A 25,670-nucleotide genomic window follows, 5' to 3' on the forward strand; every position below is an offset into this window, starting at 1 on the left:
GCACCCGGGCGCGACGGGCCTTACCGATAACGCCCATCGCGCCCGGGTGCGCTGCGACGCGACCGCGTTATTTGTGCCGCGACTCCAGCAACGCCACTGCGTCGCCCAGGCCCAGGCCGCGCGCGCGCAGCAGCACGATCAGGTGATACAGCAGGTCGGCCGACTCGCCGAGCAACTCGGCATCGCCCTGCACCACACCGGCAAGTGCAGTTTCCACGCCCTCCTCGCCCACCTTCTGCGCGATGCGGCGGATGCCCTGTTCGAACAGCTTGGTGGTGTAGCTGCCGTGCGGGCGCTGCTGCTCGCGCGTGGCGATCAAGGCATCCAGGCTGCCGAGGAACTGGCCGGGGGCGCCCGGAAAGCAGCTGGTGCGGCCCACATGGCAAGTCGGCCCGTGCGGGCGCGCCTGCACCAGCAACGTGTCGGCGTCGCAATCGGTCTCGATCGACACCACCCGCAACACGTTGCCCGAGCTCTCGCCCTTGGTCCACAGGCGCTGCTTGCTGCGGCTGAAGAAGGTCACTTCGCCACGCTGCTGCGTCACCGCCAGCGCTTCGGCGTTCATGTAGCCCAGCATCAACACGCGCAGGTTGTCGGCGTCCTGCACCACCACCGGCAACAGGCCGTCGGCCTTGCTCCAGTCCAGCGCGGCGAGCGCGTCGCCCGCTGTCATCTCGTCACTGCCCATCACGTACCTCGATCTGTTGCGCGCGCAGGAATTGCTTGAGTTCCGGGATCGGAATCGCGCCGCTGTGAAACACGCTTGCCGCCAGCGCGCCATCCACATCGGCCTGGTCGAACACGTCGGCAAAATGCTGCATCTCGCCCGCACCGCCGGAAGCGATCAGCGGCACGTGGCACAACGCGCGCACCTGACGCAGCTGCGCGATGTCGTAGCCGCGTCGCACTCCATCGTTGTCCATGCAGTTGAGCACGATCTCGCCGGCACCCAGGCGCTGCGCTTCGGCCACCCAGTCCAGGGTGCGCATCGGCAAGGCCTGGGTCTTGCTCGGGTCGCCGGTGTAGCGGCGCACGCGCCATTGCCCGTCCTGCTCGCGGATCGAGTCGACGCCGACCACCACGCACTGCACGCCAAAGGCGTCGGCCAGTTCGGAGATCAACTGCGGCCTGCCGAGCGCCGGCGAGTTGATCGAAATCTTGTCGGCACCGGCATGCAGCACCGCGCGCGCGGTTTCCACATCGCCGATGCCGCCGGCCACGCAGAACGGGATATCGATCAGCCGCGCCACCCGCTCGACCCAGGTGTAATCGACCGAACGCCCTTCCGGGCTGGCACCGATGTCGTAGAACACCAGCTCGTCTGCGCCCTGGTCGCGGTAGCGCAGCGCCAGTTCGACAATGTCGCCCATGTCGATGTGGTCGCGGAACTTGACGCCTTTGACCACGCGTCCATCGCGCACGTCCAGGCACGGAATGATGCGGCGGCTCAGCATGCCAATGCCTCCTTCAACACCAGATGCCCTTCCAGCAAGGCCTTGCCGAGCACGATGCCGGCGCAGCCGGCGGCCCTGGCGGCCGCGACATCGGCCAGGTTGCGCGCACCGCCGGACACCTGCACCTGCAACTGCGGCGCCAGCGTGCGCAGGTGCGCGTACAAATCCATGTTCGGGCCGGACAGCATGCCGTCGCGTGCGATGTCGGTGCACAGCAGATGCTGCAGGCCGGCCTGCGCGTAACGCACGGCCAACTGATCCAGCGTGGCCTCGGCAGCTTCGGTCCAGCCATGCACCGGCAACTGCCATACGCCGTCGGCGTCCTGGCGCGTGTCCAGCGCGATGGTCAGGCGGTCGGCGCCAAATTCCTGCAGCCATTCGATGACGCTGTCGGCCTGGCGCACCGCCAACGAGCCGATCACCACGCGTGCGGCGCCGGCATCGAGGATGCGCGCCACATCGGCGCGTGAGCGCACGCCACCGCCGGTCTGCACCCGCAAGCCGGTGGTACGGACGATCTCGCCGAGTGTGATGGCCAGCGTGTAACCACCGGCCTTTGCCGCATCCAGATCGACCAGATGCATCCACTGCGCGCCGGCATCGGCAAATGCCTGCGCGCGCGCCAGCACATCGTCGCCGTACTGCGTCTCGCGCGCGTAGTCGCCTTGCAGCAGGCGCACCACGCGGCCGTTGCGGATATCCAGCGCCGGGTAAACGGTGAAACTCATGGGAAGCTCATCTCAAGAAAATTGCGCAGGATGCGTGCACCGGCCTCGGCCGAACGCTCGGGGTGGAACTGCGCGCCGCAGCGCAGGCCTTGCTGCACCACCGCGGTGAACAGGCCGCCGTGATCGCAGGCTGCCACGGTGTCGGCCGTCACCGGCGCGGCATACCCATGCACGAAGTACGCGCTGGCACGCTCCGGCAAGCCGGCCAGCAGCGCGGACGCGCGCATCGGCACCAACTGATTCCAGCCCATATGCGGCACGCGGATGCCGAGCGCAGGCGTCATGTGACGCACGATGCCCGGCAGCAAGCCCAGGCAATCGACATCGCCTTCTTCGGAATGCTCGAACAGCAACTGCATCCCCAGGCAGATGCCGATCAGCGGCACCTGCAGTTGTCGCAACGGCTCGACCAGGCCCTGTGCGCGCAGGCGTGACATCGCCTCGGGCGCGGCACCGACGCCAGGCAGGATCACCCGCTGCGCGCCCTGCAACCCTGCTGCATCGCGGACCAGGCGCGCTTCCACGCCCAGCCGCTCCAACGCATAGCGCACCGAGCCCAGATTGGCGCCGCCGGCATCGATCAACGCGACATCGGTCATAGCGCACCCTTGGTGGTGGGCAACGTCGTGCCTTCGCGACGGATCGCCTGACGCAGCGCACGTGCCAGGGCCTTGAAGCAGGCTTCGACCTTGTGGTGATCGTTCTCGCCACGCACGCTCAGGTGCAGGTTCAAGCCAGAGGCATCGCAGATCGAGCGGAAGAAATGCGGCACCAGCTCGGTCGGCATGTCGCCCACGCGCTCGCGCTTGAACTCGCCTTCGAATACGAAGTACGGCCGGCCACTGAAATCCAGCGCGGCACTGGCGATGGTTTCGTCCATCGGCAACGTGAAGCCATGCTGCGCGGTGGCGCCGGCCACGCGCCACGGGCTGTCGTCGGGATCGAAGCCGTAACGGCCGATGCCGCGCTTGTCGCCCAGCGCCTCGCGCAGGGCTTGGCCCAGCGCCAGACCGGTGTCTTCGATGGTGTGGTGCTCGTCGATGTGCAGATCGCCTTCGGCGCGGATGTCCAGCGCAAAGCCGCCGTGCTTGCCGATCTGTTCCAGCATGTGGTCGAAGAACGGCAGGCCGGTGGCGGTCTTCGGCTCGGCCACACGGTCCAGATCCAGTTCGACGCGGATTTTGGTTTCCTTGGTGTTGCGTTGAACCACTGCGCGCCGTGGCGCATCGGCCAGCTCGTGTGCGATGCCGGGCCAGTCCCATTCGCCGCCGAACTCGTCGGTGCGCAGCTGGAAGCCACGGATATTGAGGTTCTGCGCGAACTGGATGTCGGTGATGCGGTCGCCCACCATTGCCGAGCGTGCCCAGTCGATCGTGCGGTCCTGCAGGTAAGGCACCATCAGGCCAACCCCGGGTTTGCGCGTGGGCGCGTTGTCGGCCGGCCAGCTGCAGTCGATCAACACCTCGCGGAACGCGATGCCCTGGCTGGCGAAGATCTGCAGCATCAGGTTGTTGGGGCCATCGAAGGACGCGCGCGGATAGCCGTCGCTGCCCAGCCCGTCCTGGTTGCTGACGATGACGAACTGATAGCCGGCATCGCGCAACTTCAGCATCGCCGGAATCACGTTGTCGACCAGGCGCAGTTTTTCGTAGGCGTCGATCTGGTAATCGGCCGGCTCGGTGATCAGCGTGCCGTCGCGGTCAACGAAAAGAATCGGGGTCATGCGGCGGCCTCCTGCTTGCGTTGCAGCGCGCTCAGCACGCGCTCGTTCTGTTCGGGCGTGCCCAGGGTGATGCGCAACGCGTCGGACAGCTGCGCAACCGCGCGTTGGTCGCGCACCACCACACCGGCCTCCAGCAGCGCCTGGAATGCCGCTTCGGCATCGTCGAAGCGCACCAGCAAGAAGTTGCCCTGCGAGGGATAGACCTGACGCACACCGGCCAGCTGCTCCAGCGCCTGGTGCACGCGTGTGCGCTCGCTGCGCACCTCGGCGATGCGCCGACGCGTGACCTCCAGCGCAGGCGCCGACAAGGCCTGCTCGGCCATTGCCGCGCACGGCGTCGGCACCGGGTATGGCGCCTGGCAGCGCCGCAGCAGGGCGATCAGCTCGGCGTTGGCGATCAGGCTGCCGATGCGCGCCGCTGCCAGCGCATGCGCCTTGGAGAGCGTGCGTAACACTGCCAGATTGTCGTAGCGCGCAAGCAGGCTCACTGCCGACGGCACATCGGAGAATTCGCCGTAGGCTTCGTCGACCACCACCAGCGCCTTGTCCTGCAGGGCCTGCACCGCGGTTTCGATGTCGTCCAGGGCAATCGCCGACCCGGCCGGGTTGGACGGCGAACATAGAAAGACCAACTTGGCCCGCGAGGCCAGCGCTGCCGCGACGATCGCGGCGATATCCGCGTGGAAACCTGCAGGCCCGTCCACCAGCGGCACTTCGGCCAGGGGTGCGTTCTGCAGGCGCGCGCACACCGCGTACATGCCGAACACCGGCGGGGTCACCACTACTGCATCGCGCCCGGGGACGCACAGGCCGCGCACCAGCAGATCGATCGCCTCGTCGCTGCCGCGGCCGATCAACAGCTGCTCGGGCGTACAGCCGTACAGCGCCGCCAGTGCGCTGCGCAGACCCTTGGGTTGCGGATCCGGGTAGCGCCGCGTGCTCGCGCCCGGGTCGGCCGGATTGCCCCAGGCCGACTCGTTGGCGTTGAGCCACACGTCGCCCTGCAAGGCGCTGGTGCGTGCCGACGAATAGCCGGCGAACGCACGCAGGTCCTCGCGCACCAGTTGCAGAATCGATGACGTGCTCATGCTGCCACCCCCATGCGCAAGGCCACTGCATTGGCGTGCGCATCCAGGCCTTCGGCGCGCGCCAGAATCAGCGCGCATGCGCCGATGCCGTCGATACCGGCCTTGCTGGCGGCCTGCACGCTGACCATGTTCTGAAAGCTGGCCACGCTCACGCCGCTGTAGGCGCGCGCCGCACCGCTGGTCGGCAACACGTGGTTGGTACCGCTGCAGTAGTCGCCCAGCGCTTCTGGCGTGTAATCGCCGAGAAACACCGAGCCGGCCGCTTCGACCTGGCTCAGCCACGCACGCGGTTCGCGTAGCGCGAGAATCAGATGTTCCGGTGCATAGCGGTTGCTGATCGCAAACGCATCGTCAAGCGTCTGCACCTTGATCAGGCGCGATTGCGCCAGCGCCTGGCGCGCGATCCCGGCGCGCGACAGTTGCGCCAGCTGGGCATCGAGTTCCACCTGCACTGCCGCGATCAGCGCATCGCTGTCGGACAGCAGCAGCACCTGCGAGTCCGGGCCGTGTTCGGCCTGCGACAGCAGATCGGCGGCAACGAAGGCCGGCTGCGCGCCGGCATCGGCGATCACCAGCACTTCGGATGGGCCGGCCGGCATGTCGATCGCCGCCGCGCCGGACTGCGCCACCTGCTGCTTGGCCTCGGTGACGAAGCTGTTGCCCGGGCCGAACAGCTTGTCGCAACTGGGAACCGATTCGGTGCCGTACGCCATTGCCGCAATCGCCTGCGCACCGCCGAGCTTGAACACGCGGCGCACGCCGGTCAGCTGCGCGGCGACCAGCACCGCCGGATCCACGCTGCCGTCCTTGCGCGGCGGCGTGCACAGCACCACCTCGCGACACCCGGCCAGACGCGCCGGCACACCCAGCATCAACGCAGTCGAGGGCAACGGCGCGCTGCCGGCCGGCACGTACAGGCCGACCCGGCCGATCGGCCGCACGATCTTTTCGCACACCACGCCCGGTGCGGTTTCCACCGCATAGCCGTCGCTCATGCCGGCGCGGTGGAAGCTGTCGATGCGCGCCACCGCATCCTGCATGGCCTGCCGCAGCTCCGGCGCCACCGCCGCTTGCGCGGCGGCGAATTCGTCCTGGCTCACCGCGAAGCTGTCCAGTGCCACGCCATCGAAACGCGCAGTGATCTCGCGCAGTGCGGCATCGCCGCGTGCGCGCACATCGGAAATAAGGGCAGCCACCGCCTCGCGCGTCTGCGTGGCCACGGTCTGCACCGGGCGGGTCAATGCCTGCGTCCGCGCAGCGGCGTCCAGTTGCGACCAATCGAGAATCTTCATGCCAGCGAGCGCTCCACCGTCAACACCATCAGACCTTGCGCACCTGCGCGTTCGAGTTCTTCCAAGCGTTGCCAGGTCACCGCCCCATGACACATGGTCTGCAGGCGCAACGCGCCGTTGCCGTCGTCGGGCAGCTGCACCAGCGGCTCGGCGTCGGGCAGCAGACGACGCAGTGCATCCACGTTGTCCTGCTCGGCACGGAACATCAGCAGCTTGCTATCGCGCAGCTTGAGCACGCCGTCCATGCGCCGCAGCAGCATCGCCAGCAGCGCGGTGCGTGCGTCGGCCGGCTCGCGGACCGCACCGGCCAGCACCGCTTCGCTCTCCATCACCAGCTCGACCGGCTTGAGCTGGTTGGCGGCCAGGGTGGCGCCGCTGGAGACCAGATCGCAGATCAGATCGGCGGTGCCCAGGCGCGGAGCGATTTCCACCGAGCCGGACAACTCCACCACTGCCGCGTCGATGCCCTGGCGCTGCAGCCAGTCGGCCAGGATCGCCGGGTAGCTGGTGGCGATGCGCTTGCCGGCCAGTTGCGCCACACCCTGCCAGTCCCACTCTTCCGGCACCGCGAGCATCAACCGGCACTGGCCGAACCCGACTCCGCGCACGGCGTGATACGCGGCCGGCAGGCCGTTGCGGCGGCGCTCGGATGCCTGCTCTTCGAGTTCGTTCTGGCCGACGATGCCCAGGTCGCAGACGCCATCGGCAATCAGGCCCGGGATGTCGTCGTCGCGCACCAGCAGCAGGTCCACCGGCAGCGATTCGCCGTAGCAGAACAGCTTGTCGCGGCTCTGTCGCCAGCTCAGCCCGCAGGCCGCCAGCAGGCTGCGCGCCGGTTCGGCCAGGCGGCCGCTCTTCTGGATGGCGATACGCAACCGGTCACGTGCCGGGGCTGCCGTGGAAGCACTCATCTTGTTCTCTCAGTGGGATTCGACAGGGCGCGACGATTGCTCGCGCAGGGCCTCGGCATAGCCGCCGGCACCATGTTCCAGGGTGCGCGCAACGCGCCCGATGGTGGTCACGCTGACCTGGGTCAGCTCGTGGATTTCGCGATACGGCACGCCCTTGATCAACAAGGGCACCACCCGCCAGCGGTCGGACATGGCCTCCAGCTCGGCGGGCGTGCACAGATCGCGCAGAAAGGCCTCGACCGCGCCGGGCTCCTTCAGGCATGCCAGCGCATCGGCCAGCATCTTGAGGGAGGCGGCGGCATCGGCACTTTCGCGGGGGGCAGGTCGTTGTTTCATTGCGTTAATGTAATAGCGTGTTAGTACGTTAACGCAAATGCGGACCATGGGACAGGTCCGACAGGCGAAGCGTTCAGGGAAGCCCCATGCCATGCGGCGGGTCAGAAACGACAAACCCACCGACACCGAGGTGCCAGTGGGTCTGTGCATGTTCCGGTAAGCGGTGAGCGCCACTCCCCATCTTTACCGACCTGGGGGCGCCATCACACTGCTTTTGGAGGCGTCAGTCGCCGTTGACGCCCCCGGCCACCAGCATTGCCCTGGCCTGCTCCAGCTCCACCAGCAAGGTGCTGGCCAGCTCGTCGCGGGCCACATCGAACTGCTGCTCGCGCACCAGGTCCTTGACCGCCACCACCCCGCGCGCCAGCTCGTCGTCGCCGGCCAGCACCACGAAGCGGATGCCCGCGCGTGCGGCGTACTGGAACTGCTTGCCGATCTTCTTCGGCTCCATCTGCACTTCGGTATTGATGCCGCCGATGCGCAGCCGGCGCGCGATATCCAGCGCGTCGTCCAGACGCGACTCGTCCATCAGCGCGACCATCGCGTGCACGCTGCTCTCGGCGATGCCCTGGATCAGGCCGGCCTCGCGCAGCTGCCAGAACAGCCGGGTCAGGCCGATCGAGATGCCCACACCGGGCAACTTGGACTTGGTGTAGTGGCTGGCCAGGCTGTCGTAACGGCCGCCCGAGCAGATCGAGCCGATCTGCGGGTGGTCGGTCAGCGTGGTCTCGTAGACCGTGCCGGTGTAGTAGTCCAGCCCGCGCGCGATCGAGAAGTTCAGGCAGTAGGCGCTCTCGGGCACGCCCAGCGCCTTGACCAGTTCCAGCACCTCGCGCAGCTCGGCGATGCCCTCGCCCAGCGTCGCGCTCGCAGCGGCCGAGGCGCTCAGCGCCTGCAGCTGCGCCAGCGCATCGGCATGCCCGTTCGAGCGCACCGCCACGAAGGCCAGGATCTTGTCGACCTGCGCGGCGGCGATGCCGAAACCTTCGCCCACTAGCGTGTCGCGCACGTAGTCGGCGCCGCGCTTGTCGATCTTGTCGACTTCGCGCAACACCGCCAGCTGCAGCTCGCCCTCGGCCACGCCCAGGCTTTCGAAGAAGCCGCGCAGCAGCTTGCGGTTGTTCAACTGCACCTTGAACGCGCCGATGCCCAGCTCGGCGAACACCGCGTGGATCACCGCCAGCACTTCGGCGTCGTAGCGGATGCTCAGCGCATCCTTGCCGATCACGTCGATGTCGCACTGGTAGAACTCGCGGAAACGTCCGCGCTGGGCACGCTCGCCGCGATACACGCGCTGCATCTGGTAGCGGCGGAACGGGAAGCTCAAGTCGTGCTCGTGCTCGGCCACGTAGCGGGCCAGCGGTACGGTGAGGTCGAAGCGCAGCGCCAGCTCCGGCAGACCGCCCTCGCCGCCTTCGTCTGCCGCGGCGGCGGCATTGGCCAGCGCGCCGGTGGACTGCACGAAGTACACCTGGCGCTCGGTCTCGCCGCCGGACTTGGTCAGCAACACGTCCGACAGCTCGAACACCGGGGTCTCGACCGGCAGGAACCCGAACCGCTCGTAGTTGCGGCGGATGACGTCCAGCATGCGCTGGAACGCGATCTGCTCGCGCGGCAGCAATTCCATGATGCCGGGCGGCGTACGGGGCTTGATCACGAGCGAAACTCCTGCAGGGCAATGTGGCGAACGCACAATTCTACCGGCTGGGCGGCCTCGCCGACCGCATGGCGTATCATTCGTACGCGTTCCAGCAGTGCGTGACCCATGTACCGGCAGCTTTCAGAACTCAGCACCACCTGCCCGGCGCCCAGCGCGGCCGCGCGCGGCGATGCGCGCGGTTCCGACTGCGCACTGTGCGCGGTCCGCGGCCGGGCCATTTGCGCAGCGCTGTCGCCGCAGGAAATGGAGGCGCTCGACCAGCCCACCACGACCCAGTCGTATGCGCCCGGCAGCACCCTGGTGCGCGCCGGCGACACCCGTCATCACGTCTACACGCTGACCTCCGGTGCGCTGCGCATGGTGCGCACGCTGGCCGACGGCCGCCGCCAGGTCACCGGCTTCGTGCTGCCCGGCGATTACGTGGGGCTGACCGAAACGCCGCAGCACCGCCACGATATCGAAGCCATCATCGACAGCCGGGTCTGCCGCACGCCAATGGCACAGATGCGCCAGTTACGTGAGCGCTATCCGCAGCTGGAACGCAAGCTGCTGCAGCGCGCCAGCATGGAACTCGCCGCCGCGCAGGACACCGGCCTGCTGCTGGCACGCCTGCAGCCCAGCGAACGGCTGGCGCATTTCCTGCTGCGCCTGGCCGCCCGCTCCACCCAGCCCGGCGCCAGCGGCGACACCGTGGCGCTGCCGATGAGCCGCAGCGATATTGCCGACCACCTCGGACTGACCGTGGAAACGGTGAGTCGCACCTTCACCAAACTCAAGCAACAGCAGTTGATCGCGCTGCCGCAGCTGCATCTGGTGCAGATCCTGGACTACGCGGCGCTGCGTGGCCTGGCGGGCGATACTGCCTGAAACGTGCCAGCTCGCAGAACCGATGCGACCAGCAAGCGCGTGTACCCACCGGCGCAAACGCGGTGGACGTTGGCATCACCAAACGCGGGATTCCTTGGGCGCCCGTCCGCACCAGATCACCGGCGACGCGTTGTGCCTCGCACAGCAGGCAAGCATCGCCGCGTGACTGATCCGCAGATCCGAACGCGATGCCAGCACGTCAGGCCGATCGCGCGATCGTCGCAGCCCGCGCCCTCTATAACGACTCAGCGACCGCCCACATTGGCGCTCGCCACCGACGCACCGCAGCCGCCGCCCAGCAGCCGCGATTGTCGCAGCCAGGCCCGGTCCGGGTAGTAGGCGAACACGAAGGCGCCTTCACGCAGGGTATCGATCAACTGTTTGGCGACCGCCGGGCGCACCGCCGGGCAGCCCAGGCTGCGGCCGAGCCGGCCCTGCGTGCGGATCACCGCCTCGCTGACATAGGGCGCGCCATGGATCACGATCGCGCGGTCGCGCGCATGGTCGTTGAAGCCGGGCTCCAGGCCCTTCAGCCGTAACGAATAGCCGTTGTGGCCGGTGTACGACTCCTGCGCGGTGAACGCGCCCAGGCTGGACTGGAAGCTGCCGTCGTCGTTGGAAAACTTCGCCGCCAGGTTGTTGCCGGTGTTGCGCCCATGCGCCACCCACTCCTGGAACAGCAGCCGCTGCCGCTGCAGATCGAACACCCATAGCCGGCGCTCGGTCGACGGCCGGCTGTAGTCGATGACGCTGAGCACGCGCTCGGCGCCCACCTGCTGGCGCTGCCGCGCGCATTGCAGTGCCTCGGCCGCCAGGGCCAGCACCTGGCGATCCAGCGACGGCGCCTGCCGCGCCAATGCATCGACCAGACCGATACGCGGTGCGCCCAGCCCCGGCAACGGCGCGGCGGAGATGGCATCGGCCGCACTGGCCGTTCCAGCCGCTGCCCCCCCGCACAACGCGGCGGCAACGGCGATCACTCGATAAGACATGCAACGACCCACATCGGACGCGGCGCCATGGCGGAACCGCACCTCCTACAAATAGCCGCATGTGCGGCACTTTCCAACCCCGGCAGGCTGAACGCGTTCGGTCAGGCCGCATCCGCAAGCAGGCGCTGCCGGAACGCCGCGTAGTCCGGCGCCAGCATTTCGGCATGCGCAGGACGCTGCAGCAACGCGGCCAGTGCCGGCGGCACCTCCACCTCCCGTCCGATCAGCGGCTCGACCACGCCCTCGAACTTGGCCGGATGCGCGGTGGCCGCCACCGCCCAGTCGCCGGTGCCGCCCTCGGCCCCTTCTGCGCGCAGTTGCTCTAGCACATGCACGGCGGTGGCGGTATGCGGGCAATGCACCTCGCCGTAGCGCGCAAAGCGTTGCTGCACGGTATGGCGGATCGCCGCATCGTCCACCGAGAGCGCACGGAAGGCCTCGCGCAACGCGGCATCGTCGCCCCGGTAGAGCCAGCGCAGCCGTTCGAAATTGCTCGGCGCGCCCACGTCCATCGCATTGGCCAGCGTGGCGATGCTGGGCTGCGGCGCGTAATCGTCGCCGGCAAAATAATCCGGCAACACATGATTGGCATTGGACGCCAGTGCGATACGGCCCAGCGGCACACCGAGCGCGCGCGCCAGGATCGCCGCCAGCCCGTTGCCCAGGTTGCCGGTGGGCACCACCAGATTCAGCGCCGCCCCCGCGCCGGCATGGTGCTGCAGGGCGGCGTGCGCGTAGTAACTCATCTGCGGCAGCAAGCGGCCCAGGCTGATGCTGTTGGCCGAACTCAGCGGCAGCTGCGCCTGCAGGTCGGCATCGTTCAGGGCCTGCTTGACCATCGCCTGGCAAGCGTCGAACGAGCCGGCCACGCGCAGGGCGTGGATGTTGTCGCCGAAGCAGCCCAGCTGATGCGCCTGGCGCGGCGACACGCGCCCGTCCGGATACAGCACCACCACGCGCAGACCCGGCTGGCGATGGAATGCCGCAGCCACCGCCGCGCCGGTGTCGCCGGAAGTGGCGACCAGGATGGTGAGCGGACGCTCTTCGGCACGGCGCAGACGGGTCAGGCAGGCCGCAAGAAAGCGCGCGCCAAAATCCTTGAACGCGGCGGTCGGGCCATGGAACAGCTCCAGCGCGTAGTCGCCGGGGGTGCCAAGGGCCACCAGGGGCGCCGGGAAGTCGAAGGCTTCGGCACAGATGGCCGGCAGCTCGGCCGCCAGCGCATCGCCGTCGAAGAACGGCTGCAGCAGCGTGGCGGCGGTGTCGGCCAGTGTGGTGCCGGCCGTCAGCGTGCGTGCCGACGGCAGGGTCTGCGGCACGTACAGCCCGCCATCGGGCGCCAGGCCGGCAGCAATCGCCTGGCTCAGGCTTGCGGCGGGCGCGCCGCCACGGGTGGAGAGGAAGTTCATGGTGACGACTCCAGACAAGACGAAGACGGGGCGTTGCCCGTGAATGGGAAGGCCGGACACTGCGGCATGGCCGCGCTGCGCCGCGGCGGCGCCCGGCAAGGGCAGCGCAGCGCTATGCTGCGCGCACCTTCCAGTGGAGCCGGCAGATGATCAAGGTCAGCGTGATGTACCCGTACCGCGACGGCGCCCGCTTCGACCATGCCTACTACCGCGACACGCACATGCCACTGGTGAGCGCGCGGATGGGCGCGGCCTGCCTGCGCTATACGGTGGACAAGGGCATCAGCGGCGGCGAACCGGGCAGCATCCCGCCCTTCATCGGCATGTGCCACATTTTTTGCGAATCGGTGGAAGCCTTCGGCGCCAGTTTCGGGCCGCATGCCGAGGAAATCCTCGGCGACATTCCCAACTACACCGATCTTGCGCCGGTGATGCAGATCAGCGAGGTGGTGGTCGGTTGAAGCGTGTCTTGCGCGCTGCACGGGCTGCCTGCCATGCGCGGGCGATCGATCGACACCGACATGCGCGCGATGGCTCATGCGAGCAACCGCGCGGCCGGGCTGGCGATCGGGGACACCCAGTGCTGGCTGTCCAGGCCCACGCCTGCGAATGCGGCTTGCACAGCGGCGGCCGCAGCTTCGGCGGCCGCGCGCGATGCGAACCAGGCGAACACGCTCGGGCCGGCGCCGGAGATGCTGGCACCCAATGCATCGTGATCCAGCGCGGCGTGCTTGGCAGCGGCAAAGCCGGCGATCAGCGGCGCGCGACGTGGTTCGACCAGCACATCGCGCAGGCCTGCACGCACCAGACCCGCATCGCCGGCATGGCAGCCGGCCAGTACCAAGGCCAGGTTGGTGCTCTGTGCGACGAACTCGCGCAGTTGATAGTCGCCGGCCAGGGCTTCGCGCGCGCGGCGGGTTTCCAGCACCGCATCCGGATGCACCAGCAGGCTGTGCCACGCCGCCGGCACGTTGATCGGCACCAGACGCTCCAGCGTGCACAACACCAGTCCGCCTAAAAACAACGGGCCCAGATTGTCGCCGTGACGACTGCCGCTGGCCACCGCCTCGCCATCGAGTGCGTGCTGGTAGAGCTGCTCGTTGCGCAGCGGCGCATCCAGCAGCGCATTGGCCGCCACCAGGGCCGCCACGCACGACGCTGCCGAGCCGCCCATGCCCGAACTCAGCGCGATGCCTTTGTCGATCTCGATCTCGAAACCGAACGGCAGCGCCAGCGCCGCGCGCAACGACATCAACGCTGCGCCCGCGGTATTGCGCACCGCATCCAGCGGCAGGGCGACGGTGGTGCCGCGGATGGCGGCGATGCGCACCACAGGCGCATCGATGCGCCGCACCGTGACGGTGTCGCCGACGCCGTCGATGGGATAGCCGAGCAGATCGAATCCCACCGCCACATTTGCCACCGAGGCCGGTGCGAAGGCGCGTGCCTGGCCAAGCTCGCGCGCTGCAATCGCCACCTGTTGCATCTCCGCAGACTGGTCTGCAACCGCCTGATTCACAAGCGTGCCCCCTCGCCCGCCGCCACCCGCAGCAGATCGGCAAACACGCCGGCCGCGGTGACTTCCGGGCCAGCGCCCGGGCCTTGCACCACCAACGGGTTTTCGCAGTAGCGACGCGTGGTGAACTGCACCACGTTGTCGGTCAGGCGCAGGTTGGCGAATGCGTGATCGGCCGGCAGTTCGACCAGCCCCACGCTCGGTGCGCGATCCGGCGGAAGCTGCGCGACATAGCGCAGCACATTGCCGCGTGCACGTGCATCGGCCAGGCGCTGCGCAAACGTCGCATCCACCTCATGCAGGCGCGCCATGAAATCGTCCACGCTGGCCTGACGCAGTGCTTCAGGCACCAGACTCTCGACCTGCACATCTTCCAGACTGATCTCGCGCCCGGCTTCGCGCGCCAGGATCACCAGCTTGCGCGCCACATCCACGCCGGACAGATCGTCGCGTGGATCCGGTTCGGTATAGCCCATGCCGCGCGCCTGCGTCACCAGTTCGGCGAACGGCACGCTGCCGTCGTACTTGTTGAACAGCCAGGCCAGGGTGCCGGAGAAGATGCCCTCGATCGAGGTCACCGCATCGCCGGTATCAACCAGATCGCGCAGCGTGGTGATCACCGGCAGCCCCGCGCCCACGGTGGCTTCGTAACGGAAGCGCGCGCCGCTGGCATCGGCCGCCGCACGGATCGCCTGATAGCGCTGCAACGGGCCGGAGCCGGCCTGTTTGTTCGGCGTCACCACATGGATGCCGGCAGCCAACCAGTCCGCATAGCGATCGGCCACTTCCGCGCTGCCGCTGCAATCGATGATCACCGTATGCGGCAGATGCGCGGATAACAGGTGCGTGGTGAAACGCTCCAGATCGGTCGCGGTGGCTGCGGAGGCGAAAGCATCGCGCCAGTAGCCGACCAGGCCGCGCTCGTCCAGCAGCATGCGGCCGCGCGAGACCACTGCGCGCAGGCGCAGGTCCAGGTTGGCCTTGCCCAGCAACTGCGGCTGCGCAATGCGCAACTGGTCCAGCAACGCCGCGCCCACGTTGCCCGGGCCAATCACGCCCACCGAGAACGTCTGCGGCGACAGCCAGAAGCCGGCATGCGCCGCGCGCAAGGCCTTGGTCGCATGCGCCGCGTCGATGGCCACCGAGATGTTGCGCTCCGACGAACCCTGCGCGATCGCCAGGATATTGACCTGCGCACGCCCCAGCGACTCGAACAGCCGCGCCGCCACACCCGGCTGCCCGGCCATGCCATCGCCCACTGCGGCGAGCACGCTGATGCCGGTGGTCAGCTGCACACGCTGCACCTGACCTACCGTGAGTTCATGCGCAAAGGCCTGCAGCAAGGCATTGCGTGCACGCTCGGATTCGTGCTGCTTGACCACGCAACAGATCGAATGCTCCGACGAGCCCTGCGAGATCATCACCACCGACACCTGCGCCGTGCGCAGCGCCGCGAACACCCGCTCGGCGGTGCCTGGCACGCCGATCAGGCCGGTGCCTTCCAGGTTGAGCACGGCCAGATCCGGGCTCAGCGTCAGCCCCTTGATCGGCCCGCTCACCGCGCTGCTGGCGGTGATGCGCGTACCCGGATGTTCGGGCTGGAAGGTGTTGCGGATGATGATCGGCAAGCCGCGCTCGATGGCCGGCGACATGGTCTGCGGGTGCACCACCTTGGCGCCGAAATAGGCCAGCTCGCAGGCTTCGTCGTAGCTCAGCGTTTCCAGCTGCACCGCTTCGGGCACCACGCGCGGGTCGGCCGACAGCACGCCATCCACGTCGGTCCAGATATGCAGCTCATCGGCATCGAACAAGGCCGCGAAGATCGCGCCGGAGTAATCGCTGCCGTTGCGCCCCAACGTGGTGATGCGGTCGGCGCGGTCGCGCGCCACAAACCCGGTGACCACCACGCGCGTCTGCGGATGCGCCTGGCGCCAGGTCGCAAGCCGCTGCGCGCTGGTGTCCCAGTCCACATCGACACCCAGTTCGCCGCGATTGACCACCAGCACATCGCGCGCATCCAGTACTGCGCAATCCTCGCCAAGCGCACGGAAATGGTCGCCCAGCAACTGCGCCGAATACACCTCGCCCAGGCCTTGCACGCGGTCGAGCACCTCGCGCGGCAGCTCGCCGATCACCGCCAATGCGCCCAGGATCTGCGACAGATGCTCGAAGCGCTCGTCCAGCCATTCCACCGTCGGCCCGGAATGCTCGCCCAGCAGGGCCACCGCCGCACCGCGATGGCGCGCCCGGGTTTCATGCCAGCGCTCGCGCCATTCGGGGCGGTTCTGCGCGGCCAGTTCGGCCAGCGCGATCAAGGCATCGGTCACCCCCTTCATCGCCGACACCACGGTGACCTGCACCGACTCGTCGCGTGCCAGCAACAGCTGCGCCACATGCCGGTAGCGCTCGGCATCGGCCACCGACGTGCCGCCAAATTTGTGCACGACGGTGCGCGCAGAGGACGCAAGAACAGCGGCGGGTTCGAACGAAACAACAGGCGATGACATCGACAGACCTCGTTAGGGAGGCCCCGTCCGCATCAGATGAGGGAGGAAAGCCCCCGCATCCTGATCCGGGTGCGGGGCCGTTGTTTTCGGAAGTTACGCGAAGACGACGGGCCGCACCGGGCGAATGGTGACGGTGGTAATGGTGGTGCTAATGCCGGCCACGCCCGCACCCGGCCGCAGCTGCGGCTGACAAGTGAACGAAGCGGTGGCGCAGGCGTTATGCATGTACGCAAAAGACATCACCGGGCTGAGGCCTGTCAAGCGCTGCGTGAATGGGCAGGCGCACGTGCTCGGCAAACAGAACAGAAAACCTTGCGGCTCAGGGATTTAAGCGACACGCTCGCAAGCAATTGATTGCTATGGAAACTTTTGGAGCGGCTTCAGTGGGTGGCGCTGCGCAGGTTTCGAGCATGGATTGGTGCAGTCGTACGACTTGGCTAATGCGATGCGGCTGAGGGATCGCTTGTGCGCGAGTGCATCACATCGCTGCCGGTGTCACTACGCCAAGCAACAGATCACTTCGGATCAGCAGTAGATGATCGCCATCGTCGCGACGCACTGTGGAAGTCAGCAAGCGCAGCAGAAAGATCAGCCAAGCACCTGAGGATTGAGCTGCCAGACCGAAAAGTTGAGCGCCGCCGCAAAGCTCACCCATGCCAGATACGGCACCAACAACCATGCCGCCATAGCCTGCTTCTTCGCAAACGCCCCGATGGTCGCCACCAGCACAAGCCACAACACCAGGATGTCAGCGAACGCCCACGCCCCCAGATGCCACGCAAAGAACAACCAACTCCACAGTCCGTTGAGCGCCAGCTGCACGACGAACAGTGTCAGCGCCACGCGCGCACCAGCCCATCCCCCACGGCGCCACACCAACCAAGCCGACACTGCCATCATCCCGTACAACACCGTCCACACGGGCCCGAACAACCACCCTGGCGGCGCCCATGACGGCCGCTGCAACTCCGCATAAAAGCTGGCGGCCTGGATCGAGGCCATTGCGCCCAGCGCGGCGACTGCGTAGCACAACACAAGCCAGCCGAGAAAGCCAAACCATTGCGATCTCGTTGTCATCGACATCTCCATGCAGACCTAGCGAGTGAGAGCAGCTCTTCAGGCATCCCACGAATGTCGGACACACTGCCACATTGACTGTCCAGGCGATGCAAACAGGGCAGAGACCTCTGATTACCGACGGATCAACTTTACGGGAGGCTGACATTAGCACCGGAGTCTAAACCCGATCCCTACTCAGGGCGGGGGGACGTCGCAGGTAACCCCAAGTCACCGAAACCGGTCACTAATGGATACAGTTCAAATTCTCGAGGATAGAGCCGCATCCATTTTTGCCGAAAATTTCTAGTAATCGATCCCAGAACTTTCTAACAACATTTATATCATTGATATCGCCATCACCTGATAAATAGCAAGAAATCATTTCATCACCTAAATCTGTACATTCAATTTTCGCGCCCATCCAAACCATGACTTTTTTGGCATGGTCATGGTCATTGATGTAGTCACCCCCGCCATTACCGTTTGGATTAGTCTTGAGAAGCAATTCAGAATATTCCTCCAGATTTTCTATTTCATTTACATCAAGCCAATCGCTCGGCACCAGTTGAACCAACCTTGCGATCAAACAGCAATACATGATCGAAACGGAGACTTGATGAAGAAATCTTTCGCCTCCACTCTGCGTAAACCCATCGAACCTACGAAAACACACTGGCATTTCGATTTTTGAGAGAACACTTAAGCTAAAGCAACCCGCATTTTAATTTCGTCAGTAATCACGCCAACCTCACAGGGTAGGGCTAGGACCATTACCTCCTATTAACGGTAACTTTATATTTAAAATGTCTTATGTGTTATTCAGCCGCCGCCGACAACACCCCCGTTACCATTGGGGATGCAACCAAGGAAAAGAAAATGCTTTGAACGCTGTATCACCTCAATGCGGTTGGACATCTCAAAAAATCAAATTGGCCCCCAGGAATACCAATTCACTCTTCGTCCCAAAATTTTCCAGGGGGAGCATATAACCCGCCCTCCAATACCGTGCACCAGCCGAACAATCTATTAAAAATATCTAAATCAATGATCTTGTAAATATTTCCTTCAATTCGCTCGATAGTTATTAGGCTGCGAGCATTATGGGTATATTGGCCTCCCGTGCCTGGAACCGCTCTTAGTTCGAACTCACCTCGATCCCAATCGGACACAGTTCCTGAAGACTCTGGAGCTGAGTCAGGAAAACTAATTTCGAAATCTCTGGAAATCTTGCAAACACAGGGTATCTTCTTTTGCTTCAATAATTCGTCGTTCGCCAGATTCATAGCAAAATCAATTTGTAGCTTCATCTTAGTGCACTCCTTGGAACAATTACATCACCTGAGAAGAACTTTTGAAAAACACCGATCGGACTAAAGTATTGCTTATTGTGCGGATCGCGGATAGCAACCACTGGAATTCCGTTTCTTGTTGTAACGCCGTCCACAACAACGAAATGTGAAAATCTGGAGCCTCCCGATTCATCAGTTATTCTTACGATAACAGGAGTTCCGTTTGAAGTGTATCTACTTAAATCAGCCACACTCCTATTCCCAAACGTGCTAGATGGAACACCTTCTGAACTCAGAAGATTCGCTGCATCGCGAGTGAATATTCCATCCGAAGAGGGTGGAATTTTCTTAATGAGAGAATCAATGTCCACCTCTTTCCCAAGAGTATTAAGAACCATGCCGCACGAGTTGTGGCCGCAAGTAGGTGTACTGCCCTGATTTAATAATAAACGGTCGCCATTTCTTGGAATGGAGGTGCTAACTAGCGGGTTCTTTCCTCCAGCAGCGATTTCATCGACGGCGGTTACCTTAGGGAAAATATCTCTGATCGTTCTCAATCTTCCCAATCCCGCCATCCCTAAGTCTGCAAGACTCAGGAATCTTGCATCAAATGCGTCAAGTCCAACGACAGGTTCGCCAGTAAAATAATTTATTGCAGTTCCGCTACTGAGCAAATCGCTCCATCCGGCCGCTGTTTGGCCAAGACCTGCCATCAGCTCGCCAGTCAGAAGCAAACTTCCTGACGCGCCCGGCTGAATATATTTCAGCTTATCTGCTAGGTCACCCATGCCCCCATAAAAAATCTCACCATACGTTGGAAATATTCTGCTTGAAACGCTTCCGGAATAAACGACGCCCCTTTCGCTGATGAAGAAACCCTGGTCTTCCCAATAAGACTCCATCGCCTTATCGTAATTTTCTTGCGTAAGCTTTCCTGCTGCTTTCAGTTCACTGGTGACTTTCTCGGAGTAAAGCCTCTTTTCTTCATCTCGAATATTATCAAGGGCAGTCAGCTTCTTCTCAGCATCGCAACCGTCTTCGCTTCCATGTTGGCACAGTGATTTAGCGAGCTTTAGATAATTGTTTTCTGATTCGGTAAGCCAGTTGTTCTCAACGGCATTTTTCGCAATATTTGCACCAATAGCCGAATCGGGTAGGCTGCCACCAGCTAAGCCGCCAGCGATGGCCCCAACCGCCTGCGATAGAGCCACCAGCATCTGCTTGTCCTGTTCCGGCAGCAGGTTCGGATTGAACTTCCCTGTTACCGGGTCGATGGCACGCGGATCATCGCCGTAGAACGTTTGAGTCAAGTACTTTGCAGCCAGCTCGCCACTGGCGCCTGCCAGTGCGCCGCTGCCCATGGACGCGCCGTTTACTTCGGCAAGCACCGCACCAAGTACCGCATGCGACACCAATTGCAATGCCGCGTTGGGGTTGCTGCCGTGGTTTGGGTCGAAAGTTCTGCCGATAAGCTGCGCCGCGTACGGTGCCAATGCGTTGCTGGCGACCTGGCCGGCGCCTTGGCCGGAGACGCCGCCCACCACAACGGTGGTCACCGCTTGCAGTGCACGGCTGTAGTCGCCGCCGATGCCCCAGTGCTGCTTCGCTTCGGAAGCGGCGCTGTACTCCGGGTTGCTCTGCATGAATACGTCACGACGCTGATCGGCTGTCAACGCGTTGAAGGCGTCTCGCTTTTCCTGCGTGTCGAGGCTTCCGATGTACGTCGCTTCAATGGAATCGGCCTTATGTTCTGCTGCGGCCGCAATGTCATCGCCAATCTGCTTGGCCGTGGTCATCACCGTGCCGGTCGCCGTCGCCATCGCCTGTTGCTCGCCCAGGATCTTGCGTACGTCAGGTAACGTCGCCACCGCCTCATGCGCGGCACTGGCATCGGTGTTGATGCCGGTAGCCGCGGCCGTGGTGGTCTTGCCGCCGATCTTGATGTTGCCTTCGGTCAACGTGGCGCGGGTATAGCTCGTGTCGCTGCCACTTTCACTCATCGGCACGCCCGGCATGAAGCTGCCGGTATTGGCCTTGCCGTAGTTGCCGTTGGCGATGTTGTTGCCGATGTCTCTGGACTGCTCACCAGCGGTCCGCTCGATCGGGTTGCCGTTGGCATCGGTTTGGTTGCCGGTACTGCCGAATCCTCCGCTGATGCTGCCAGAAGCGGCGCTGTAGTCCATCTGGTTTTTCAGATCGGTGAACGTCAGCGAGTCGGCGGTCAGTTCGCTGGCAACTGTATTGGTGCTGGCAATCGCGTCGCCGATCAGGTTCACATTGCCGGCGGTGACGTGGTAGCCGCCACTGCCTGCGAACAGACCGGACTGCTTGACCACCCCCTGATAGTTTCCATTCGCCTTGGCGCCGCTTGCGTACCCGCTGACATCCCATGCGGTGCCTGCGGAGATCTGGACGCGTCCACCAACGCTGCTTTCCTTGGATTGGATGTCCAGCTTGTCTTGCAGCGATTCGATGGTCAGGTCGCCACCGGCCTGCACATCGATCCGGTCGCCTTTGACCACTGCACCGCGCAGCGTGGTATCACCCTCTGACTTGAGCACGATGTTCTGGCTGACCAGCTGCGTGTTCTGCCAAGTGCTGCCGTCCACGTTCGATTTGTGGCTACCTGCACTGGCTTGGACATACGCGTACACACCGGTCTATGCACCAACCGATGCGCCAACGCCCACCTCGAACCCGGCATTGCTGCCCTTGCTCTGTTCGGTGTGCTGGAGCTGCCTGCTTCCAATACCAGATCGCGTGCCGAATCCAGGCTCAGCGTATCGCCCGCCTTGAGGTTGCCCTGCACGATATGCAGATCGCCTTCCGTGGTCTTCAGGCTAACATTGCCACCACCGGTGATGGTGGAGCCCTGCGAAATCTGGCCGCTGCTGTTGAAGCTGCTCTCGTTGGTGGCGAAGCCTACACCTGCTTCCACACTGAGCAGCGATCCGTTCTTGACCGCACTGCCCACTTGATACGCATTGGCTGCCGCTGCCATGCCTTGCATCGCGCCCAACCGCCCATCGGACTTTCGTGCATCGTCCACGTTGTTGATCAGGTCGATCAGCGGGGACTTGATGCGCGCAAAGGCACCGATTTTGAGGTCGTCGTCCTGCTGCGAGGCCGAGCTGCTCTGGTTGGCGGTCAGCAGCTGGATCGAGGCGGCGGTGATGTCCACGTCCTTGCCCGCGACCACGTTACTGGCCGACTGCGTGTACGTGCCACCTGCAGTCAGGCTGACATTACCGCCCAGGCTGCCGACATTGCTGGCCACCTGCGTGACCTGGGCGTTGTCGTCGAAATGGTTCTTCTTGTTGTAGCCGGCAAAACGCTCGGTATCGGAGATGACCACCGTGCCGATGCCCTTGCTGGTGGACTGATTGGTATTACCCAGGATGTCCTGGCTACTCTGGATGGTCAGGTCGCCTGCAGCACGCATGTTGACATTGCCTTGCGCCGCGATGTTGCTCGCGGTCAGCGTGATATCGCCTTGCATGGTGGTCAGGCTGGCATTGCCGCCCACCGACAGTGGGTGCGGGTGATGGTGTCGGTCTGGCCGTTGCCGGTGCCCTGCTGCTTGTAGTTGCCGTAAGGCAAGCCTGCGGCGTTGTTGAAACCCCAGCCCTTGCCGGTACTGGCATTGCCGCTGGACTGGGTGTTGTGAGCGACATCGAACACGATGTCCTTGCTGGCGAGCAGTAGCGCATTGCCCTCTGCGGACATCTGCGCGCCCTGGCTGGTGATCGAGCCATCGCTGGCGAGCAAGGTGAGGTTGCCGCCGGCGGCCAACTGGCTGACGCGCGCGTCGCTGGTGCTTTCATTCTGCGAGGCATTGGAGCGATGGCTGCTGGCCTGGATCACCACCGGGGTAATGGCAGCCATGGTGCCGGCCGCCGCACCTTCGGCATCGCGGCTGATCTTGCTCATGGTCGAGCCGGTGTCGACCATGTTCTTGGTGGTGGAATCGCGTGCGCTGCGGTACGACGCACCTGGGTCGTAGGTCACGCCCACCGAGAACCCGCTGGACTGGCTGGACTGGCTGGCCTGGTGATCGACCGTGTCCTGGCGCGCCAGCAGGGCGATGTCCTTGGCGGCCAGCGTCAGATCCTTGCCGGCACCGATGTCGGAGGCGGCGATGGTCAGCTGGTTGCCTGCGCTGACGACGAGATTGCCGTCCGTTGAACCGACCGACGATGCGACTTGGGTAACCGACTCGGTCGCGTTCTCGCTGTTGCTGCGCGCCTTGCTGTAGCCAATGCTGGCAACGCCGCCGCCAATGCCGCCGGTCAGGCCGGATCGCTTCTGGCTGAAGCTATGCGCTTCGCTGCTGATGTCCTGCGCTGACTCGATGGTGACATTGTTGCCTGCTGCCAGACGCACGTCGCCATTGGCAAGCACGGTTGAGCCGACCACTGCCACATCGTTACCGGCAGAGATATTGACGGACTCGCCACTCAGCGCCGTGCCGATTGCAAATGTGTCCTGCCACTCATCATGCGTGGTTGTGGTCTTGCTGGAGAACGTGCCCTTCTTCTTCTTGGTCATGTCCTGCACGGCGTCGTGCTGCTCGCTAGCGGCGAGCAGGTTGACGTCGTTGCCGGCAGCCAGGGTGATGCCTCCTTCCTTGGTGGCTGCCGATGCGGCGGTGAGGGTGATGTCGTTGCCGGCCTGCATCGCCAGGTTGCCGCCAGCGTTGAACTCGGTGCCGTGGACGGTTTCGTCGCTGGTCGCGGTGGTCTGCTTGAAGCGCTTGCGCGTTTCCAGCGTGTTGCTGGTGTCCACCGTGGTCAGCGTGCTGGCATTGATGTCGTTGCCGGCGCTGATGCCCAGACCCTTGCCGGCGTCCAGCTTGGCCGCGACCAGATTGACGTCGTTGCCGGCGCTGAGGATCAGGTTGCCGCCGGCAGTGAGCGCCTGCTGGTCGATGGTTTGCGTGGTCGTGGTGGTGGTGACGCGGGTCTTGCCGTTGCGGCTCTTGTAGCTGTTGGTTTCGGTCTCGTTGAGGACGGATTCGACGTTGAGGTTGTTGCCGGCTGCGGCAGTCAGATCGCCGCCGGCCTTGACGTCGGCCTGGCGGATGGTCAGGTCGTTGCCGGCGGTCAGTTGCAGGCTGTCGCCGGTGCTGATGTTGGTACGGGTGGCGACCTTGCCGTCGAGACCAGTGGTCGGGGTCAACGAGAGGTTGTTGCCCGCCTGCAGTGCGGCGCTGCCGCCGGCGTTGATGGTCACGCCATGCAATTGCAGGTCGTTGCCTGCAGACATCACCAGATCCTTACCAGTGGTCACCGACACGGCGTCGCCACCGCGCAGCAGACCGTTGTCGTTGCGCAACGCGCTGGGGGTGAGGCTGAGGTTGTTGCCTGCGATCAGTGCAGCGCTGCCGCCGGCCTGCACGCGGGTGCCGGTCAACGTCATGTCATTGCCTGCAAACAGTTGCAGCGTGTTGCTGGCGCTGATGCCGGACAGGATGCCAGCGCCATTGATGGCCTTGGATGCTTCGCTGACCAGGTTGTTGCCGGCCACCAGTGCCACATCGCGGCCCTGGATCTGGCCCTGGTTGAGCAGGTCGTTGCGCGCTTCCAGGGCAACGCTGCCAGTGCCGCCGATGCGGCCCTGGTTGAGCAGGTTGCCTGCGGTGATGCCGACGTCGGCGCCGGCAATCACGCCCTGGACGAAGCGTGCGGTCGGTATTGATCAGGTGATGACGGATCGCATCTAAATTGACTTAAGACGAAGCCATTGACATCGCTCGTAACGGGTAGCAATCTCTTGACTAAGGAGCGTAGAAACTCCTCTCATAGCGGTACCCACCTCCGTCAAACCGGTGGGTTTTTTGTGCCTGTACTTTGCAGGCGCAACCGACGCGACGCCTGCGTCGGGAGGGCGGCTAATACAACACTCCTTCGGGAGGAATACGCCCGCCGGCTATGAGCGGTTTCTAACCTCCCGACATCCCGTCGCTGATCAGCGACGGCACCTGTTCGTTCAGGAGGGCTTTGCCATGCGTCAACCGCCATCCCGCACCACTACCACCCGCAAGCGCGCAAAGCGTCAGCCAACCCGCGACGCGGTCTGCCGCATCGTCGAGACGCCGCTCACTCCGATGCTCACACCCGAACAGATCGCTGCCGCCAACGCAGCCGACCTCGCCAAACAACAACGTGCCCCACGCCGCCCACGTCCACCGCAGCAACTAACCGTCGGCTATGGCTATTACCCCGCTAGTAGCCAACGCATACCCACTCTCCGCCTGCGAGGTCGTTGGCTGGAGCAACTGGGCTTTACCATTGGCAGCAAACTCAATATCCGCATGCGCGATGGAGAGCTAGTCGTAAGCGTAGCGGACAAAGACTGAGTACGTGCCGCATAGCATGCGTACGACCCGCATCAAGCTCAGCGCGCATGCCAACAGGCTTTTATGCGCTCACGTTTCGCCGCAAAGAATAATAACGATGAAGCAGCCTGCTGTCGTCTTTCGTCTCACGCTCGACTAAACCGACTTACTTGACCGCTTATTGCGCACCATCGCCGCCTACGGCGACGTGATCGCTGTGACCGCACCGGATTGCCTGGATGCACAGACTTTTCCAACGATTGGCCAAGCCATCTATGAAGCAGCCAACACCGCACGTAACATTCTTGAGCAGCAACCGGAGCAGAAACAGTGAGAGCCATAGCGACAAATTAGCCACAACGTTCAGGTGATTCTGCCACTTAACTCTACCTTACGGCCCCAACAATGCCGCCTCGGCCTCACGCAAGAGGCCGATGACTTAATTTCTTAAGAAAAAATGCTTTTTCAGGCATAGGAATTGGACTTAGAACTTGGTTAATGC

22 protein-coding genes and 1 pseudogene are annotated in these 25,670 nt (G+C 64.2%); 4 read left to right on the top strand and 19 right to left on the bottom strand.

Translation table 11 applies throughout. The features are described 5' to 3' along the window. Positions 1-67: 67 nt before the first annotated feature. From hisIE to hisS, 10 genes are all read right to left on the bottom strand, one after another. On the bottom strand, positions 68-688 hold the full coding sequence (gene hisIE / locus XarjCFBP7645_RS11120; RefSeq protein WP_104537527.1) for a bifunctional phosphoribosyl-AMP cyclohydrolase/phosphoribosyl-ATP diphosphatase HisIE: 621 nt from the start codon (positions 686-688) through the stop codon (positions 68-70). Beyond that, positions 678-1,454 (bottom strand): imidazole glycerol phosphate synthase subunit HisF, encoded by a 777-nt coding sequence (gene hisF / locus XarjCFBP7645_RS11125; RefSeq protein WP_104537528.1) that lies wholly within the window; start codon positions 1,452-1,454, stop codon positions 678-680. Before hisF ends, hisIE begins: the two co-directional genes overlap by 11 nt. Then, a complete protein-coding gene (gene hisA, locus XarjCFBP7645_RS11130) occupies positions 1,448-2,182 on the bottom strand; it encodes a 1-(5-phosphoribosyl)-5-[(5-phosphoribosylamino)methylideneamino]imidazole-4-carboxamide isomerase (RefSeq protein ID WP_104537529.1) in 735 nt (244 codons plus the stop codon). Before hisA ends, hisF begins: the two co-directional genes overlap by 7 nt. Next, positions 2,179-2,781, bottom strand: a complete 603-nt coding sequence (gene hisH / locus XarjCFBP7645_RS11135) for an imidazole glycerol phosphate synthase subunit HisH (RefSeq protein WP_104537530.1) — start codon at positions 2,779-2,781, stop codon at positions 2,179-2,181. Before hisH ends, hisA begins: the two co-directional genes overlap by 4 nt. Beyond that, complete coding sequence (gene hisB, locus XarjCFBP7645_RS11140) at positions 2,778-3,905, bottom strand: bifunctional histidinol-phosphatase/imidazoleglycerol-phosphate dehydratase HisB (protein WP_104537531.1); 1,128 nt, start codon at positions 3,903-3,905, stop codon at positions 2,778-2,780. The genes hisH and hisB overlap by 4 nt, the downstream gene beginning before the upstream one ends. After that, positions 3,902-4,993, bottom strand: coding sequence for a histidinol-phosphate transaminase (hisC, locus tag XarjCFBP7645_RS11145; protein ID WP_104537532.1), 1,092 nt, complete (start codon positions 4,991-4,993; stop codon positions 3,902-3,904). Before hisC ends, hisB begins: the two co-directional genes overlap by 4 nt. Next, on the bottom strand, positions 4,990-6,285 hold the full coding sequence (gene hisD / locus XarjCFBP7645_RS11150) for a histidinol dehydrogenase (protein ID WP_104537533.1): 1,296 nt from the start codon (positions 6,283-6,285) through the stop codon (positions 4,990-4,992). Before hisD ends, hisC begins: the two co-directional genes overlap by 4 nt. Beyond that, entirely contained in the window at positions 6,282-7,196 is a 915-nt protein-coding gene (hisG, locus tag XarjCFBP7645_RS11155) for an ATP phosphoribosyltransferase (protein WP_104537534.1), read from the bottom strand. Before hisG ends, hisD begins: the two co-directional genes overlap by 4 nt. 9 nt (positions 7,197-7,205) lie before the next feature. Further along, on the bottom strand, positions 7,206-7,532 hold the full coding sequence (locus XarjCFBP7645_RS11160; protein WP_039521339.1) for a YerC/YecD family TrpR-related protein: 327 nt from the start codon (positions 7,530-7,532) through the stop codon (positions 7,206-7,208). Between the two features lie 223 nt (positions 7,533-7,755). Further along, complete coding sequence (gene hisS, locus XarjCFBP7645_RS11165; RefSeq protein ID WP_104537535.1) at positions 7,756-9,189, bottom strand: histidine--tRNA ligase; 1,434 nt, start codon at positions 9,187-9,189, stop codon at positions 7,756-7,758. Positions 9,190-9,435: 246 nt separating this feature from the next. Here hisS and XarjCFBP7645_RS11170 point away from each other — a divergent pair, with 246 nt between their 5' ends. Next, positions 9,436-10,059 (top strand): Crp/Fnr family transcriptional regulator, encoded by a 624-nt coding sequence (locus XarjCFBP7645_RS11170; protein ID WP_181126291.1) that lies wholly within the window; start codon positions 9,436-9,438, stop codon positions 10,057-10,059. A 245-nt stretch (positions 10,060-10,304) separates the two neighbouring features. Here the strand turns inward: XarjCFBP7645_RS11170 and XarjCFBP7645_RS11175 are convergent, their stop codons facing one another. Both XarjCFBP7645_RS11175 and thrC read right to left on the bottom strand, forming a co-directional pair. Continuing rightward, positions 10,305-11,051 carry a murein L,D-transpeptidase catalytic domain family protein gene (locus XarjCFBP7645_RS11175; protein ID WP_104537537.1) on the bottom strand — a complete coding sequence of 249 codons (747 nt, stop codon included), beginning with the start codon at positions 11,049-11,051 and terminating at the stop codon, positions 10,305-10,307. Positions 11,052-11,152: 101 nt separating this feature from the next. Beyond that, entirely contained in the window at positions 11,153-12,460 is a 1,308-nt protein-coding gene (thrC, locus tag XarjCFBP7645_RS11180; protein WP_104537538.1) for a threonine synthase, read from the bottom strand. Positions 12,461-12,606: 146 nt separating this feature from the next. On the opposite strand from thrC, the gene XarjCFBP7645_RS11185 reads away from it, so the two are divergent. Further along, complete coding sequence (locus XarjCFBP7645_RS11185) at positions 12,607-12,921, top strand: EthD family reductase (RefSeq protein WP_104537539.1); 315 nt, start codon at positions 12,607-12,609, stop codon at positions 12,919-12,921. 74 nt (positions 12,922-12,995) lie between these two features. Here the strand turns inward: XarjCFBP7645_RS11185 and XarjCFBP7645_RS11190 are convergent, their stop codons facing one another. From XarjCFBP7645_RS11190 to XarjCFBP7645_RS22210, 7 genes and pseudogenes are all read right to left on the bottom strand, one after another. Then, positions 12,996-13,946: a homoserine kinase gene (locus tag XarjCFBP7645_RS11190; protein WP_104537540.1), complete on the bottom strand. Its 951-nt coding sequence runs from the start codon at positions 13,944-13,946 to the stop codon at positions 12,996-12,998. A 29-nt stretch (positions 13,947-13,975) separates the two neighbouring features. Further along, a complete protein-coding gene (thrA, locus tag XarjCFBP7645_RS11195; RefSeq protein ID WP_104537541.1) occupies positions 13,976-16,483 on the bottom strand; it encodes a bifunctional aspartate kinase/homoserine dehydrogenase I in 2,508 nt (835 codons plus the stop codon). Between the two features lie 588 nt (positions 16,484-17,071). Beyond that, complete coding sequence (locus tag XarjCFBP7645_RS11200) at positions 17,072-17,560, bottom strand: TspO/MBR family protein (protein WP_429001462.1); 489 nt, start codon at positions 17,558-17,560, stop codon at positions 17,072-17,074. A gap of 226 nt (positions 17,561-17,786) precedes the next feature. Further along, on the bottom strand, positions 17,787-18,116 hold the full coding sequence (locus tag XarjCFBP7645_RS21390) for a hypothetical protein (protein ID WP_181126292.1): 330 nt from the start codon (positions 18,114-18,116) through the stop codon (positions 17,787-17,789). A gap of 376 nt (positions 18,117-18,492) precedes the next feature. Further along, positions 18,493-18,849, bottom strand: a complete 357-nt coding sequence (locus XarjCFBP7645_RS11210) for a hypothetical protein (RefSeq protein WP_104537544.1) — start codon at positions 18,847-18,849, stop codon at positions 18,493-18,495. After that, the gene (locus XarjCFBP7645_RS22205; protein ID WP_429001467.1) at positions 18,846-19,733 is read right to left on the bottom strand and encodes a cysteine peptidase family C39 domain-containing protein; all 888 of its coding nucleotides are present in this window, start codon (positions 19,731-19,733) and stop codon (positions 18,846-18,848) included. Before XarjCFBP7645_RS22205 ends, XarjCFBP7645_RS11210 begins: the two co-directional genes overlap by 4 nt. Positions 19,734-19,916: 183 nt before the next feature. Next, a pseudogene (locus XarjCFBP7645_RS22210) lies at positions 19,917-24,504 on the bottom strand (hemagglutinin repeat-containing protein); the annotation flags it as partial. 331 nt (positions 24,505-24,835) lie between these two features. On the opposite strand from XarjCFBP7645_RS22210, the gene XarjCFBP7645_RS11230 reads away from it, so the two are divergent. Continuing rightward, entirely contained in the window at positions 24,836-25,189 is a 354-nt protein-coding gene (locus tag XarjCFBP7645_RS11230; protein WP_104537545.1) for a SymE family type I addiction module toxin, read from the top strand. Positions 25,190-25,349: 160 nt separating this feature from the next. Continuing rightward, on the top strand, positions 25,350-25,502 hold the full coding sequence (locus tag XarjCFBP7645_RS11235; protein ID WP_243849101.1) for a hypothetical protein: 153 nt from the start codon (positions 25,350-25,352) through the stop codon (positions 25,500-25,502). The last annotated feature ends 168 nt before the right edge of the window (positions 25,503-25,670 follow it).

The organism is Xanthomonas arboricola (assembly GCF_002940665.1).
In the GTDB taxonomy this organism is placed as follows: domain Bacteria; phylum Pseudomonadota; class Gammaproteobacteria; order Xanthomonadales; family Xanthomonadaceae; genus Xanthomonas; species Xanthomonas arboricola_B.